General features: G+C 73.6%; 15 protein-coding genes. 7 read left to right on the top strand and 8 right to left on the bottom strand.

What is annotated here, in order from left to right; translation table 11 throughout:
* Positions 1–2: 2 nt before the first annotated feature.
* The 3 genes from DMP17_RS16700 to DMP17_RS16710 all read right to left on the bottom strand — a co-directional run bounded on the left by DMP17_RS16700 (position 3) and on the right by DMP17_RS16710 (position 2,181).
* Positions 3–1,412 (bottom strand): aldehyde dehydrogenase family protein, encoded by a 1,410-nt coding sequence (locus DMP17_RS16700; RefSeq protein ID WP_226356116.1) that lies wholly within the window; start codon positions 1,410–1,412, stop codon positions 3–5.
* A gap of 98 nt (positions 1,413–1,510) precedes the next feature.
* Complete coding sequence (locus tag DMP17_RS16705; protein ID WP_208825827.1) at positions 1,511–1,834, bottom strand: BMC domain-containing protein; 324 nt, start codon at positions 1,832–1,834, stop codon at positions 1,511–1,513.
* A 53-nt stretch (positions 1,835–1,887) separates the two neighbouring features.
* On the bottom strand, positions 1,888–2,181 hold the full coding sequence (locus tag DMP17_RS16710) for a EutN/CcmL family microcompartment protein (protein WP_226356115.1): 294 nt from the start codon (positions 2,179–2,181) through the stop codon (positions 1,888–1,890).
* A gap of 229 nt (positions 2,182–2,410) precedes the next feature.
* Here DMP17_RS16710 and DMP17_RS16715 point away from each other — a divergent pair, with 229 nt between their 5' ends.
* From DMP17_RS16715 to DMP17_RS16725, 3 genes are read left to right on the top strand one after another with little or no spacing between them, the layout of a single operon-like run.
* Positions 2,411–3,409 carry a DUF7064 domain-containing protein gene (locus tag DMP17_RS16715; protein ID WP_226364483.1) on the top strand — a complete coding sequence of 333 codons (999 nt, stop codon included), beginning with the start codon at positions 2,411–2,413 and terminating at the stop codon, positions 3,407–3,409.
* 10 nt (positions 3,410–3,419) lie between these two features.
* Positions 3,420–4,502, top strand: coding sequence for an HAD family hydrolase (locus tag DMP17_RS16720; RefSeq protein ID WP_337830018.1), 1,083 nt, complete (start codon positions 3,420–3,422; stop codon positions 4,500–4,502).
* A complete protein-coding gene (locus DMP17_RS16725; protein WP_337830019.1) occupies positions 4,499–5,236 on the top strand; it encodes a tyrosine-protein phosphatase in 738 nt (245 codons plus the stop codon). The genes DMP17_RS16720 and DMP17_RS16725 overlap by 4 nt, the downstream gene beginning before the upstream one ends.
* 85 nt (positions 5,237–5,321) lie before the next feature.
* On the opposite strand, the gene DMP17_RS16730 is transcribed toward DMP17_RS16725, so the two are convergent.
* The 4 genes from DMP17_RS16730 to DMP17_RS16745 all read right to left on the bottom strand — a co-directional run bounded on the left by DMP17_RS16730 (position 5,322) and on the right by DMP17_RS16745 (position 10,479).
* Complete coding sequence (locus tag DMP17_RS16730; protein WP_337830020.1) at positions 5,322–7,841, bottom strand: pyruvate, phosphate dikinase; 2,520 nt, start codon at positions 7,839–7,841, stop codon at positions 5,322–5,324.
* Positions 7,842–7,843: 2 nt separating this feature from the next.
* On the bottom strand, positions 7,844–8,464 hold the full coding sequence (locus DMP17_RS16735) for a hypothetical protein (protein ID WP_337830021.1): 621 nt from the start codon (positions 8,462–8,464) through the stop codon (positions 7,844–7,846).
* A gap of 104 nt (positions 8,465–8,568) precedes the next feature.
* Complete coding sequence (locus DMP17_RS16740) at positions 8,569–9,999, bottom strand: hypothetical protein (RefSeq protein WP_226356109.1); 1,431 nt, start codon at positions 9,997–9,999, stop codon at positions 8,569–8,571.
* 60 nt (positions 10,000–10,059) lie between these two features.
* Positions 10,060–10,479 carry a PEP-utilizing enzyme gene (locus DMP17_RS16745; protein WP_178375381.1) on the bottom strand — a complete coding sequence of 140 codons (420 nt, stop codon included), beginning with the start codon at positions 10,477–10,479 and terminating at the stop codon, positions 10,060–10,062.
* 316 nt (positions 10,480–10,795) lie between these two features.
* Here DMP17_RS16745 and DMP17_RS16750 point away from each other — a divergent pair, with 316 nt between their 5' ends.
* The 4 genes from DMP17_RS16750 (at position 10,796) to DMP17_RS16765 (ending at position 13,272) form a co-directional block, all read left to right on the top strand.
* On the top strand, positions 10,796–11,416 hold the full coding sequence (locus DMP17_RS16750) for a hypothetical protein (protein WP_337830022.1): 621 nt from the start codon (positions 10,796–10,798) through the stop codon (positions 11,414–11,416).
* Between the two features lie 232 nt (positions 11,417–11,648).
* Entirely contained in the window at positions 11,649–12,203 is a 555-nt protein-coding gene (locus tag DMP17_RS16755; protein WP_337830023.1) for an RNA polymerase sigma factor, read from the top strand.
* Positions 12,200–12,793, top strand: a complete 594-nt coding sequence (locus tag DMP17_RS16760) for an Asp23/Gls24 family envelope stress response protein (protein ID WP_226356106.1) — start codon at positions 12,200–12,202, stop codon at positions 12,791–12,793. Before DMP17_RS16755 ends, DMP17_RS16760 begins: the two co-directional genes overlap by 4 nt.
* A gap of 8 nt (positions 12,794–12,801) precedes the next feature.
* A complete protein-coding gene (locus tag DMP17_RS16765; protein ID WP_337830024.1) occupies positions 12,802–13,272 on the top strand; it encodes an STAS domain-containing protein in 471 nt (156 codons plus the stop codon).
* 98 nt (positions 13,273–13,370) lie between these two features.
* Here the strand turns inward: DMP17_RS16765 and DMP17_RS16770 are convergent, their stop codons facing one another.
* Positions 13,371–13,739: a hypothetical protein gene (locus DMP17_RS16770; RefSeq protein WP_337830025.1), complete on the bottom strand. Its 369-nt coding sequence runs from the start codon at positions 13,737–13,739 to the stop codon at positions 13,371–13,373.
* Between the last annotated feature and the right edge of the window lie 285 nt (positions 13,740–14,024).

A 14,024-nucleotide genomic window follows, 5' to 3' on the forward strand; every position in this document is an offset into this window, starting at 1 on the left:
GGCTACAGCTCCACCGGGTCGTAGACGGTGCGCCACGGACGCACCTCGTGCGCGATCCGCTTGATGTTGATCAGGTGCAGGGGGGTCACGTTGTCCGAGCAGATCGACCCGCTCCAGCTGCCGGTGCCGAGCTGGAAGGAGGGGTCGACGTCGGTGGAGTAGCCCATCCCGCCGAACAGCGCCGGTGTGTTGATCACGATCCGGCCCGCGGGCAGCGCACCGAACGGGGCGATCTCCTCCGGGTCCGAGGCGTGCACGGCGGCCGTGTGCCCCTCGCCGTCGAGCGCCAGGATCTCCCGGCAGCGGCGCCACCCGGCGTCGCGGTCGGCGGCGCGGTAGACCGACAGGACCGGGCCGAGGATCTCCCGCGAGAGCGGGGTGTCCACGCCGACCGTGTCGAGCTCGCAGGCGAGCACCCGGGTCGACGACGGCACGGCGAACCCCGCCGTCTCGGCGAGGCGGATCGCGGTCTGCCCGACCGAGGCCGGGCGCATCGCGCCGCGCTCGTCGAACAGCACCCGGGCCAGCGCGGCCTGCTGGGGGGCGTTCATCCAGTAGGCGCCACGCTGCTCGAACGCGGCCAGGAAGGCCGGCGCCACCGCCTCGACGACGACGACGGACTGCTCGGCGACGCACGCCGTGCCGTTGTCGAACGACTTCGAGGTGATGATCATCTCGGCGGCCTCGGCCGGGTCGGCGACGCTCGCCCCGACGTAGGCGGGGACGTTGCCCGCCCCGACGGCGATCGTCGGCTTGCCGCTGGAGTAGGCCGCGCGCACCATGCCCGGCCCGCCGGTGGCCATGACGAGCGCGATCTCCTCGCGCCGCATGAGCTCCGCGGTGGCCGCCAGGGTGGGGTGCTCCAGGCAGGAGACCAGGCCCTCCGGGGCGCCGGCCGCGACGGCGGCCTCGGCCATGATCTCGACCGCGCGCAGGGTGCAGCGGGCGGCACGGGGGTGCGGGGCGTGCACGATCGCGTTGCCCGACTTCACCGCGGCCAGGCACTTGAACAGGGCGGTCGAGGTGGGATTGGTGACCGGGATGATCCCGGCGATGACGCCCATCGGGGAGCCGACCGCGGTCACCCGGGCCTCGTCGTCGACCCAGAGCACGCCGACGGCGCGGCGCTCCAGCATCCACCGGGCGACGAAGCCGGTGTTGTAGCGGTTCTTGTAGATCTTGTGCTCGTAGACGCCGTAGCCGGTCTCGTCGACGGCGAGCCGGGCCAGCTCCTCGGCGGCCTGCGTGCCCGCCCGTGCCATCGCCCGGACGTAGCGGTCGAGGGTCTCCTGGTCGGTCCCCTCCATCGCGTCGAAGGCCGCCCTCGCCGCGCGGGCCTTGGCGCGGACGTCGGCGAGTCCGGCCAGGTCGGCGTCGAGCCCGCGCGGGTCGGCGGGCGCTGTCGCGGTCATCCCCACACCTCCGTCTCTGTCGTGGGCGGGCACGCCCGGTCACCGCTGCACGTCGGGCGTGCACCGGTGCGGGTCGGGCCCGGCCGGGGTGGGGCCGGTCAGCCCTTGGGCCGGGTGAGGACGGCGAGGATGCTCTCGGTCTCGTCGTGCGGCCGCGGGATCACGTGCACCGAGACGACCTCGCCCGCCTTGCCCGCGGCCACGGCGCCCGCGTCGGTGGCGGCCTTCACCGCGCCGACGTCGCCCCGGACCATGATCGTCACGAGGCCGCCGCCGATCTCGCGGTGGCCGAGCACCTGCACGTTGGCGGCCTTCACCATCGCGTCGGCCGCCTCGATCGCACCGACCAGCCCCTTGGTCTCGATGAGTCCCAGCGCGCCGCGCAGGGCCGGGACGGCCGGGGTTCCAGTCGTCGGAGCCATGTCTTCCTCCTGATGCCGGTGTGGTGCCGACGGTGCCGGATCGGCGACCGTCGTCATGTCTTCTGGTAGGTCACGCTGCCGACCCGCACGACGGTGTCGGCGATGCCGACGACCGCGCGGTCGGTGGGGACGTCGGGGCCGGCCGCCACCCGGGCGGCTCCGCCCGCGCAGACCAGCACGATCTCGCCGACCCCGGCACCGACGGTGTCCACCGCGACGAACACGGCTCCGCCGTCGCGCTCCGGGTCGTCGGAGTCGGCCTCCTGCACCAGCAGGAGGGTGAACCGCTCGAGTCCGGGGCCCTTGATCGTCGAGACGACCTGGCCGAGCACCTTGGCCAGCTGCATGCCCGGACCACCTCCGTCGGTAGAAGCCGGGTGGCCTCGGCGCGAGCCGGACCACCGTTGCCGGGACAGTAGGACCGGCACGATCCCCGCAGCCTTATCCGTTCCGGACAACGTGACCGGCGGCCGTTGTCCTTCGGCGCGGTGGCCGGACCGGGAGCACCGCGGGAGCGTGCAGGACGTAGACCACGGCCCGGCCGCACCGGGCCCCCGCGCGCCAGGAGGTTCATCGGTGATCCGCCCCGAGGACGCACAGTTCCACCCGCCGACCAGCGACGACCCGCTCTGGGCGGAGACCAACTACTTCGGCCTCTACGCGGGCCAGGACACCGACCGGCCGATGAACATCGGCCTCTACGGGCTGTTCCGCGAGCCGCTGGGGGTGGTGGGCTCCACCGTCTCGGTGAACAGCCGCCGCGTGCGGGCCCCCTGGGAGGCCGACTACTGGGACGCCTGGGAGCACCTGGTCGTGCCGCAGCCGTCGAACCTGCTGGACTACGAGCTGGCCAACGGCCTGAAGGTCGTCGCGACCGACCCGCACCGGATCTGGGACGTCTCCTACTCCGACCCGGCCGCGGACCTGGAGATCCGGTTCCGCTACACCGCCCTGCACGAGCCCTACGACATCAACGACCCGGACATGGACCCGCTGGCCGCGGGCAAGGACATGGCCAAGACCTGGGGCCACGCCTACGCCGGCCACTTCGACCAGTCCGGGCACTACGAGGGCGAGATCCGGCTCCGCGGGGTCACGACCCCGATCGACTGCGTGTCGACGATGGACCACAGCTGGGGGGTGCGCGCCGAGCGGCAGACCTCGCGGCTGAGCTGGATGCACGCCCACGCCGGGACCGACCTCGTGCTGCACGGCCTGTTCGACTTCTCCACCGACAACGGCCCGGACGGCGAGTCGCCGCTGCGCCTGACCCACGGCTACGTCGTCGAGAACGGCGAGCTGCGCGGGCTCAAGGCCGGCGGCGGCGTCACGAAGCGCTCGCACCTCTACCCGGAACGGATCTCGATCAGCGTCACCGACTCCGCCGACCGGGTCTGGAACGCCGAGGGCCAGGCCCTGACCACCTTCCCGTGGCAGTCCCAGCCCGGCGTCGTCGGGCACAACGCGCTGCTGCGCTGGGACCTCGACGGCCGCACCGCCTACGGCGAGTGCATGGACTTCGTCGGCATGGGCGAGCTCGGCGCGGTCTACGACAGGGCCCACGGCCGGAGATGAGGCCACGGACGTGACCCCCACTCCCCCGCCGCCCGTCGAGGCCGTGCTGTTCGACCTCGACGGGACGCTGGTGCAGACCCGCATCGCCTCCTGGACGGTGTTCTCGACGATCAACGACCGGTTCGGGCTGGGGGTGGACGGACCCGAGCAGTACTTCGACCTCTTCCGCGGCAACGTCTACGACTCGATCGCGAAGCTCTGCCGGGACGAGGCCCACGCGGCGGAGGTGAAGAACGCCTTCCTCACCCTGCTGCGCGAGGAGTACGACCCGCCGCTGGTCCCGGGGGTCGCCGACGTCGTCCGGCGGCTCGCCGGGCACTGCACGCTCGCGGTGATGTCGTCCAACGCGATGCAGGTCATGCGACGGGTGCTCACCGGCAACGACCTGGCGTACTGCTTCGCGCACGTGTTCGGCGGCGACGTCGCCCCCGACAAGCGCACCGCCATGCGCACCTTCCTCGCCGACGCCGCGAACTCCTACGGGCGCCGCTGCTCCGCCGACTACGACGAGGGCGGCCGCCTGCAGACCCCCGACCTCACCAGCACGGTGCTGGTCACCGACACCGCGGGCGACGTCCGCGACGCCGTCGAGGTCGGCATCCGCGCGGTCGGGGTGGCGTGGGGGATGCACTCCCCCGACGAGCTGCTCGCCGCCGGGGCGGAGTTCGTCGCGCTGTGGCCGCAGGAGATCACCGCGCACCTGCTGGGCGACGCCGCCGCACTCCCCCCGGGTGGTGCCTGCGCGGTCCCGGCCGGCGGCACGGCCCCCGCCTGCGCGACCCCTCCGCGCACCGGCTCCGCCCAGGAGCCGTCCGACGACCCCGGCGCGCCGGGGCGGGACGCGGCGGCCGGGGACGGGGACTGCGGGTGCGGCTGCGGCGGCGACCCGCTCCGGGTGCCGCTGCACGGCGCGGCCCGGGTGCGCCGGGACCGGCGCCGGACCGCCGCGGCCGGCCTCACTCCCGCGGCCGGTGTCGCGGGGACCGCCCCTGGCTCGGGTTCCGTTCCCCTGGCTGAGGCGTCTCCCGGGCCGCCGGGCCCGGCCGCCGGGCAGGAGCTGCTCGACGCCGTGCGGCGGGTGGTGCGCGGATGACGACCCCGCCCCGCGGGATGGACGGCGTCTACAACTTCCGCGACCTCGGTGGGCTGCGTGCCGGTCCGGACCTGCGGGTCCGGCCCGGTGCCCTGTTCCGCAGCGACACCCTGCAGGCGCTCTCCCCCGCCGACGTCGACCACCTGGTGTCCGGCCTCGGACTGGAGCTGGTCGTCGACCTGCGGAGCGGGACCGAGGCCGTCGAGGAGGGCCGCGGGCCGCTCGCCCTGCGGCCGGTCGGCTACCTCAACGCGCCCCTGCTCGACCTCCCGGTCTCGGACCTGCCCGCGCACGAGCAGTCGCTGTCGTTCTCCCTGGAGCACCTGTCGTCACCGGCGTCGCCGCTGGCGACGGTGGTGCGGGTGGTCGCGGCGCTGGCCGGGCGCCCGACGCTGCTGCACTGCGCGGCGGGCAAGGACCGGACGGGGCTGGTCACCGCGCTCCTGCTGCGGCTGCTGGGCGTCGACGACGACGAGATCGTCGCCGACTACCTGCGCTCGGGGCCCAACATGGTCCGGATCGTCGAGCGCTTCCGCACCTGGCCGCGCTACCGCGACCACATCGACGTCGTCCCGCCCGCGGTCTACGAGGCACGCGAGTACACGATCCGCGGGTTCCTGGCCGCGCTCGACCGTGACCACGGCGGCGCCCACGGCTGGGCGCGGCGACGCGGGATCGCCGAGTCCGTGCCGCGGCAGCTCCGCGACGGACTCCTGGTGCCCGCCGGCCGCTGACCGGGCCACGGACAGCGCGGCGGCCCTCCCCGGCCCGGGGAGGGCCGCCGCGCTGCTCCGGCCCCGGGCGAGGGGCCGCCGGGCCTCAGTCGCCCAGGGCCGCCTTCCCCAGTGCCAGCACCAGCGGCCGGGCCCCGTCGACGTCGACGGCGAACCGGCGGAACCCGAGCCCGTACAGCTGGGCGGCCGCCTCCTCCGGGACCTCCCCCGACAGCCGCATGCCGACCGGCAGGTCCGCCCGCTGCGCCGCCGCGACGGTGCCGAGCAGCGACCGCACGACCGGGTCGAGCGCGGTGCGCGGGTCCACCGACAGCAGCCCCCGCCGCAGGTAGTCGTCCAGCGGGTCGGAGGTCAGCAGCTGGCTCGCCGGGATCCCGAACACCGCGGACTGCAGCGCCCGGACCTCGACCCAGAGGACGTCGACGCACGCCGCGATGGCCGGCGCACCGGCGGCCGCCCGCGGGCTGGTCAGGTACGCGCCGACGGCGACCGCGCCCGGCACCTCCGTCGCCAGCGCACGCAGCGCCGCCGCCTCGGCCGGGTCGGACAGGTGCCGCACCGCGAGGTGGACCCCACCCGTGCGGCCCGCGGCGGCGGCCGCCCGGGTCAGGCCGCGCAGCTGGGCCTCGACCAGCGCGGGGCGGCCGAGGGGCAGGGCGAGCTCCGGGTGCCGGGTGGTGACCGCCGTCTGCTGGAGCAGCTCCCGCGCCTCGTCGGCGACGAGGTCCACGGCGCGGACCCCCACGGGCAGGTCCCCCGCCGCGTCCAGCAGCGGCGTGAGCTCCTGCTCCACCAGGTCCGCGACGCGGTCGAAGCGCTCCTGCACCCCGGCGTCGGACAGCAGCTCCTCGACGAGACCGTCCAGGTGGCCGGTGGCGGCCAGGACGTCGTCGACGGCGGTGACCAGCCCGCTCGCGCCGGCCTCGCGGGCGCGGGCGACGTCGGCGGGCAGCGTCACCCGCACCAGCACCTCGCAGCACGAGGCCCCGGCCGCGGCGGCGAGCACCGAGCCCAGCGCCCCGGTCGCGGCCGCGGGCGTCGCGGTGCTGATCCGGCCGAGGAACAGCTCTCCGCCGGCGCCGTCGAGGGAGACCTCGTCGCCCTCGGCGACGGTCCGGCCGCCGACGACCAGGGTGCGGGCCGCCTCGTCGACGGTGATCGCCGACGCGCCCACCACACACGACGTGCCGAGCGCCCGCGCGACGACCGCCGCGTGGCTGGTGGAGCCGCCGGTGGCGGTCACGATGCCGTTCGCCGCGATCATCCCGTGCAGGTCGGCCGGGCTGGTCACGGCGCGGGCCAGGATGACGTCCTCGCCGGCGTCGGCACGCTCCCTCGCCCGGTCCGGGTCCAGCACGAGGACCCCGCTGACCTGGCCGGGACAGGCCCCGATGCCGGTGGTCAGCAGCCGGTCCCCGGCGCGGGCACGGGCGACCTCGTCGTCGTCGAAGCCGGGGCGCTGGACCTGGCGGACCTGCTCGGGGCTGAGGTTGCGCAGGGCCACGGCGGGGGCGACGTGTGCCTCGGCGAGGAAGTCCGCGGCGATCCGCACCGCCGCCTCGGGGGTGCGCTTGGCGCTGCGGACCTGCAGGAAGTAGAGGGTGGACCGCTCGACGGTGAACTCGATGTCGAGCACGTCGCCCCGGTCGCGCTCCAGGTCGGCGCAGGTGCGCCGCAGCTCGTCGAGCAGGGCGGGGGCGAGTGCCCGGTCGACCGGGTCCGGAGTCCTCGTCCCGGCGACGACGTCCTCGCCCTGGGCGTGCGCGAGGTACTCGCCGAACAGGCCGGGCTCGCCGGAGGCGGGGTTGCGGGTGAAGACCACGCCGGAGCCGGAGTCGTCGGAGAGGTTGCCGAACACCATCGACTGCACGACGACGGCGGTGCCCAGGTCGTGCGGGATGGCGTGGAACTCCCGGTAGGTCCGGGCCCGGCGGGTGTTCCAGGACCGGAAGACCGCCTCGACGGCGCCGAACAGCTGGGCCGTGGGGTCGGCCGGGACGGACTCGCCGTCGGACTCCTCCAGCGCGGCCTCGCAGGCCGACCAGATGCGGTCGTACACCGCACCCGCGTCCTCGGCCGGGTCGACGGTGGCGACGAGCGCGTCGCTCCCCTCGCCCGGGTCGAGCGCGCCGAGCACGGTCTCGGCGTACATCGCGTGGAACCGGGCGGTCAGGTCGGCGACGAACCGGGCGTCCCCGGTGACGGCGCCCAGCGCGACGGCCGCCTCCCGCCCGATGCCGAGGTTCAGGACGGTGTCCATCATCCCGGGCATCGAGACCGGCGCCCCGGACCGCACGGACAGCAGCAGGGGGGTCGGACCGGCGCCGAAGGTCTTCCCCGAGTCCCGCTCGAGCTCGGCGAGCCGGGCCGCGACCTCGTCGGCCAGCCCGGCCGGGAGCGTCCCCTCGGCGAGGTAGCGACGGCACGCGTCGGTGCCGATGACGTACCCCGGCGGGACGCGGAGCCCCTGCTGGCTCATCCGGGCCAGACCGCTCCCCTTGCCGCCGAGCCGGTCGACGTCGGCGGGGTCGGCCTCGGCGAACGTGCGGGTGAAGCCCGGTGCGGCCGGTGCGCCCGGGCGTCCGGCGCTCTGCGGTTCGGCCACGGTCACTCCGTCCGCTCCCGGCCGAGGGTGCGCAGCAGGTCCTCGTGGAACTCGAACCAGATGTTGTGCACCGAGTCGATGGTGGGCGAGGAGACGAACTCGTGACGTCCCTCGTCGACGGACCCGATCGCGGCCTCGAACCGCCGCCCGTACAGCGCGAAGCGGGCGTCGAAGCCGGCCAGCGCCTCCAGGAGCGGGGTGAGGCGGGCGACCAGCTTCTCGAGCCGGGCGATGACCTTGTCGTCGTAGTCGGGGTCGGTGTGGTCGTTGGTGACCTTCCGTCCCCCGACGTCGATCTGCTGCCAGGACGACATCGTCGTGAGGAACTGGGCGTTGGTGGTCTCGAACCGGTCGACGAGCGCGAGGACGTCGTCGTCGGTGCGCACCGGCGCGTAGTGCTCCGCGGCGGCGGCCCGCAGCGCCGGCTCCGCCTCGTCGGTCGGCAGCGCCGCACCCCCGGCCACCACGACGAGGCCCCGCCCGGCCAGGTCCTCCAGCACCGCGTCGACACGGTCGGCGGCGACGCCGGAGGCCGCCGCGACGACCTGGGCGGTCGCCATCTTCTTCAGGGCGACGACGTCGAGGACGTCGTAGTCCGTCTTGTCCAGCACGGCTGCGGACATGGGTGTCCCTTCACGTGGCAGGGCGGCGTGGCGGGGAGCGCCACGCCGCCCGGTCCGGTCGGCTCGTCGGTGGGCCGGCCCGCGGGCGGGCCGGCGCGGCGGGTCTAGAGCCAGCGTCCCTTCGAGCTGCGCAGGTCGGCCTTGTCGGAGAACGGCAGGTAGCCGGCGCCGGAGAAGATCTTGCTGGGCACCGTCTCCTGGGCGAAGCCGCGCTTGGTGATCTCGTAGTAGTAGTTCGAGACCCGCTGGTCGATCTCCCACAGGTCGTAGTCGCGGCAGGCCTTCTCGTAGGTCCCCGCCTTGCGCAGGTGCGGGAGGATCATGTCGATGTAGTAGACGTACTGCCCGTTCCAGATGAGGTCGCGGCGGCACATCTTCGACGTCTTGGTGTACAGCTTCAGGGTCGCCTGCTGGACCCGGCCCAGGTGGTCGGGCAGGTCGTCGACGGCGATCGGGTAGACCTCGCCCATCGGGGTGTCCCACTTCTCGCGGGCGAAGACCGCCCCACCGATGATGGCCTCGATGTAGTTCTTCGGGCGGGTGAAGGTCGTGGAGATGTCGTTGACCCGGATCTCCTCCAGGCCCATCTTCTCCGGGTCGATGATCATGGCCAGGGTGTACGCGTGCGGGAGCTTCGCGTCCTCGCTCACGTCCGACCAGTGGTAGATCTCCTCGTTCACGAACAGGTCGCGCAGGATCAGCAGCGTGCCGTCCGGGAGCTCGTAGGGCCCGGTGTCGCCCAGGCCGAGCCGGTTGTCGTAGTGGTGCAGGAAGGCCAGCAGCTCGGTGGCGGCGTTGAACTGGGTGAACGCCGCGTGCTTCGGGCTGCCGTGGTCGAGGGGCTCGATCTGCGAGGTGAGCTGCTGCAGGAAGTCCTCCTCGTGGATCCGGCAGCGATAGCGGTCCTGGGAGTTGAGGATGTAGCCGTCCTGGCGCTTGCCCCACAGCACGCGCTGCATGAACTTGAGGATCTCGTTGGACTCGGCGACGTAGTCGTCCGGGCCGATGGCCTCCAGGGCGAGCAGGCCGCACCGGCCCATGCCGAACCCGACGGCGCCGATGCACCAGTCGTGCACGGAGTTGACCTTGGTGCCGATCTCGCGCCGCGCACTGGCCCCGATGTCCATGACCCCCTGCGCGCCCACCTCGGTGGTGGTCATGCGCAGGATCTCCGGCCAGCGGTAGAACTCGTGCATGAAGGCCAGGATCTCGTACTCCTGGCGGGGGATCATGCCGCTGACGCCCTCGGTGGCGCGCATGACCAGCACGTCCCAGATGTTCCAGGCCAGGTAGTTGTTGAGGTCGTTCAGCTCGTCGATGCTGAACCGGTCCTTGAGGACGTCCTCCTTGGACACCTTCTCCAGCACGCCGGACTTCGCGCGCTCCTTCAGCATCTTGTCGCCCTTGATGCCGTCGGTGACGGGCTCGAGGCCGACGAAGTTGCCGGTGTAGGTCAGGTCCTGGAACCGGAGGCCGTCGTCGCCCTCCTCGTATCGCTGCTTGTAGGTCGCCTTCTTGCCCTCGGTTGCGGTCACTGCGCTGTGCTCCTGTCCCGGATCGTCGGCGTCGTGGAAGGGGGTCGTGTCGGGACCGGGTCAGTCGTCGGCGACGACGCGGCCGACCTCCCCGTCGGTGCAGTCCAGGCGGACCTTGCGGCCGTCGAGGGCCGTCGCGATCTCGTCGAAGTGCGACGGGTCGGTGCTGCCGACGACGTAGCGCGAGTCGCTGCTGGTGAGGTGGGCGGTCATCACGCAGGGCGTCTGGAACTCGCGCGACAGGATCCCCAGGTGGGACTCCGGGGCACCGGACATCGTGATCACACCGATGGCGCCCATGCTGAGCGCGGGAGCCAGGAAGGTGGTCGTGCCGCCCTGCACCAGGAGGATGTGCTCCTGCAGCTTCCCCGACTGGATCAGCGAGATGACGTCGGCCGGGGACGACAGGTACTTGATGGTTCCGCTGGGGGACTTGCCGGTGTCGAAGACGTTGTAGCCCTCGGCCAGTACCTCGGCCATGGAAGTTCCTCCTTGAACTCGGGTGGACCGGCGTCGTCCCGTGGGGCCGGCCGGTCACGGCACCTCGACGTCGTGTGGGTCACAGTGCCGCCAATCACTACGTGCTCCGATGGAACCGACGGACAAAACTGGACGGGGAGCTTGTCCTGCGGGGACAGACCCAGATCAGCAGCGACGGGACGTCGTGCGCTACCTCCGCCCGAGTGGCGTGCCGGCGCCGCCCGCGCACCGGTCCGGCCGCGCACCGGGCTCTGTTAGCGTCCGGCCGGATGGCGCAGCGCGACCGGAACCGGCGACGACGGAGCCGCGCGATCCCGTGATCGTCGACGGGATGGCGGCACTCGCGGGCGGCCTCGGGGCGGGCCTGCTCCTCGTCGCCGCCGTGGCCCTGGTCGCGGAGTCGGGTCTGCTGGTCGGCGTCGTGCTGCCCGGCATCAGCGTGACCGTCGGGCTGGGTGTCTTGGCCGGGACCGGCGCGGTGCCCGGCGTCGCCGCGGGGGCCACCGCCGTCGTCGCCGGCGCCGCCGGACCGAGCCTGGGCTACTGGCGGGCACGACGGGGTGGCCCGGCGGCGCTGCGGGGCGGGCGCGGCATGCCGGCTGCGGCGGCCCGGGTCCTCCGGCTGGCCGAGCGACGCCCCGTGCTCGGCCAGTGGTTCGCGGTGGTCCGCACCCTGGTCCCCCGCGTCACGAGCCGCGTCCTGCCGTACCACCGGTTCGCGGCGGTCAGCATCCCGGTGGCCGCCACCTGGGGGCTCGTCACGTTCACCCTGGGATGCCTGCTCGCCCGGGGCTCGACGACCGCGGCCCGGGTCGTCGCGGCGCAGCAGGTGACGGCGGACGTCCTGCTCGCGGCCCTGCTGCTCGCGGTCGCGGGGGCGGCGGTCCACACGGTCGTGCGCCGCCGCGCGCGGGACCGCGACCTTCGCACCCCGTGAGCGGACCCACCGGTCGGGTCCGGACACCGACACGATAGTGGCGGAGGTCACCGAACCGATCCGTGACGATGTACGAAGTCGCGTGTCCGACAGATGTCGAGGGGCGGGGGCCGATGTCGCGTGACGTACCCGGGGAGGACGTCACGCACCTCGACGGTCGGGGCCCGCGGGGGCGGGCCCCGACCCGGCACAGTCGGAGGGGGCGGTCGGACGTGCAGGACGGGGAAGGTCGGTGAACGGCGGCCGCGCGGGGCTGGATGCGGCCGCCGACGCCTGGCTGGTCGCCAAGGCGAAACAGGGGACGCCCGACGCCTACGAGGAGCTGGTGCGACGGCACCGCGACCGGATCTACCGCATCGCCCTGCGCATGGTCGGCAACCCCCACGACGCCGAGGACGTCGCCCAGGACGTCGTCCTGACCCTCTGGACCGCGTTGACCGGGTTCAGCGGGGACAGCCTGTTCACCACCTGGCTGTACCGGATCGTGGTCAACCGCTGTCTCAACCTGGTCGCCCGCCGCAAGCAGCACGAGCCCCTCGAGGACCCCTCGGTGGTCACCTCCCCGGGCGCGGACACCCAGGCGGTGGCCCGCGGTCGCGCCCGCGCCGCGCTCGACGCGGTGACCGCGCTGCCTCCGGACCTGCGTGCCGCGGTCGTCCTCGTCGACGTCGAGCAGATGCGCTATGCGGAGGTGGCCGCCATCCTGAACGTCTCGGAGTCCACCGTCCGGGGACGGTTGTCCCGCGGGCGCCGCGTCCTCCTCGACACCCTGCGGGAGTGGGCATGAGCATCCACGACGAGCCGGGTGAGCGCGAGCACCTGCTGCGCTGCGGCCGGTCCGCCGACGAGCTCCTCGACCAGGTCGCGGGCGGACGCGGGCACCTGCGGGACGACCACCAGCGGGACTGCGTGCACTGCGAGGCCGCCCTGGGCGAGTACGGCCGGCTGTGGATGCCGATGGCCGATCTCGTGGCGGAGGAGGTGATCGCTCCGGAGGGGCGCTTCGACCGGCTCGTGCGCCGGCTCCGTGGCGTGCTGTCCGACCCGGACCACGCGGTGCTGCCCGGCCCGGACGGGGTCACCCGGATCGCCGCGCGGGTCGTCGTGGTGACCGCGCGGCGGTCGGCGCAGTCGGTGCCCGGGGTGCGGGTCGCGCTGAGCCGCACGCTCACCGACGCGGCGGACTCCGGCGACGACGTCGTCGTGGGGGTGGCGGGCGCCAGCACCGCGGTCGAGATCGTGCTGGCCGCGGACTACGGCGAGGACCTCAACGCACTGGCCGACCGCGTCCGGGCCACCGTGGCCGAGCGGATCCGTGCGCTCACCGACCTGACCGCGACCCGGATCACGGTCGTCATCGACGACGTGCTGACCTAGGAGACCGGATGTCCTCCCTGCCCTTCCCGAGAGCGGACGACGACCGGTCGCCGGGGCCGCCCCTCCCCCGCAGGCCCGCCGCGCGGCGGGGCCGCGACCACCCGGCTCCGGGCTGGTCCGGTACCGGCCCGCCACTGAGGACCGACACCCTGGGGGTGACGGCGGTGCTGCGGCCCGGCCCGCGGGTGCAGCTGCACCTGCTCGGCGAGGTCGACCGCGCGTCGAGCCCGGCCCTGTCCCGCTACCTGCAGCACTGGGTGGCGGTGTCGGACTGCGTCACCCTCGACCTGTCCTGTGTGGACTTCATCGATGCCTCGGGGCTCACCGCCCTGCTCATCGGACTCCACCACGCCGGGCGGACCGGGACCCATCTGCGACTGGCCCACCGCCCCTCGCACGCGGCGGAGCGGACCCTCGCCGTCTCCGGGGTCCGGACGCTGTTCGACGACGCCGGACACCGGTGTCCGCACCGGCACTGAGGACCGCCCTCACCGGTGGAGGCGGCCCCGCGGAGCACCGTGACGGCTCCGGGGACACAGGAGGGTCCCCGGAGCCGTCACGACGGGTCCGTCGTGGCTCAGCCGACGCTGTCCCCGGCACCGGCGCTCTGGGCGCAGTTGTCGGGCTGGGCGGTGACCGAGTCGCCGGACTTCGCCTTGCCCGCACCCAGGACGCCCAGGGCGCCGGTGAGACCGTTGCCGCCGGCCACGTCCTCGACCGGGACCTGCACACCCAGCACGTTCACCGGGACGTTGTTGTTGCAGGCCTGGACCGGGACGTCGACGTTGTTGCCGTTCAGCCCCGCGATCAGCCCGTCGGCGCTCTTGTCGATGCCGTCGGCGTGGTGGTGGCCGTCGTGGTGGCCCTCGGAGGCGAACGCCATCGGCGAGACAGCCAGCAACGACGCCGCGGACGCGGCCACGATGAGTCCAGCCTTCTTCAGCACGTGTGATCTCCTGGTGGGTTCGGGCCGCACACCCGATACGGGCGGGCGACCTGTCCGTGCCGGTACCTGGAACGGGTGGGAGCCCGTACCGGCTACCGACGACGGTCGACCCGGGCGGAGATCTTTTCAATTCCCACAACACCATTGTGTCGCGCAATTACTGCGGGTGTGGATACTCCCCTGATCAGTGGAATGAATACATATTCCCCATTGCGGGTGATTCGACGTATTCGGGATCCCGCGGCACGCGCCGACCGGTACCGGTCACCTCCACCACGCGACCCC

The sequence above is a fragment of the Pseudonocardia sp. TMWB2A genome, from assembly GCF_017312135.1.

Excerpts from the sequence above, each read along its gene's own strand:
- DMP17_RS16700 (WP_226356116.1), bottom strand. The coding sequence starts at position 1,412 with ATGACCGCGACAGCGCCCGCCGACCCGCGCGGGCTCGACGCCGACCTG.
- DMP17_RS16705 (WP_208825827.1), bottom strand. The coding sequence starts at position 1,834 with ATGGCTCCGACGACTGGAACCCCGGCCGTCCCGGCCCTGCGCGGCGCG.
- DMP17_RS16710 (WP_226356115.1), bottom strand. The coding sequence starts at position 2,181 with ATGCAGCTGGCCAAGGTGCTCGGCCAGGTCGTCTCGACGATCAAGGGC.
- DMP17_RS16725 (WP_337830019.1), top strand. The coding sequence starts at position 4,499 with ATGACGACCCCGCCCCGCGGGATGGACGGCGTCTACAACTTCCGCGAC.
- DMP17_RS16735 (WP_337830021.1), bottom strand. The coding sequence starts at position 8,464 with ATGTCCGCAGCCGTGCTGGACAAGACGGACTACGACGTCCTCGACGTC.
- DMP17_RS16745 (WP_178375381.1), bottom strand. The coding sequence starts at position 10,479 with ATGGCCGAGGTACTGGCCGAGGGCTACAACGTCTTCGACACCGGCAAG.
- DMP17_RS16760 (WP_226356106.1), top strand. The coding sequence starts at position 12,200 with ATGAGCATCCACGACGAGCCGGGTGAGCGCGAGCACCTGCTGCGCTGC.
- DMP17_RS16765 (WP_337830024.1), top strand. The coding sequence starts at position 12,802 with ATGTCCTCCCTGCCCTTCCCGAGAGCGGACGACGACCGGTCGCCGGGG.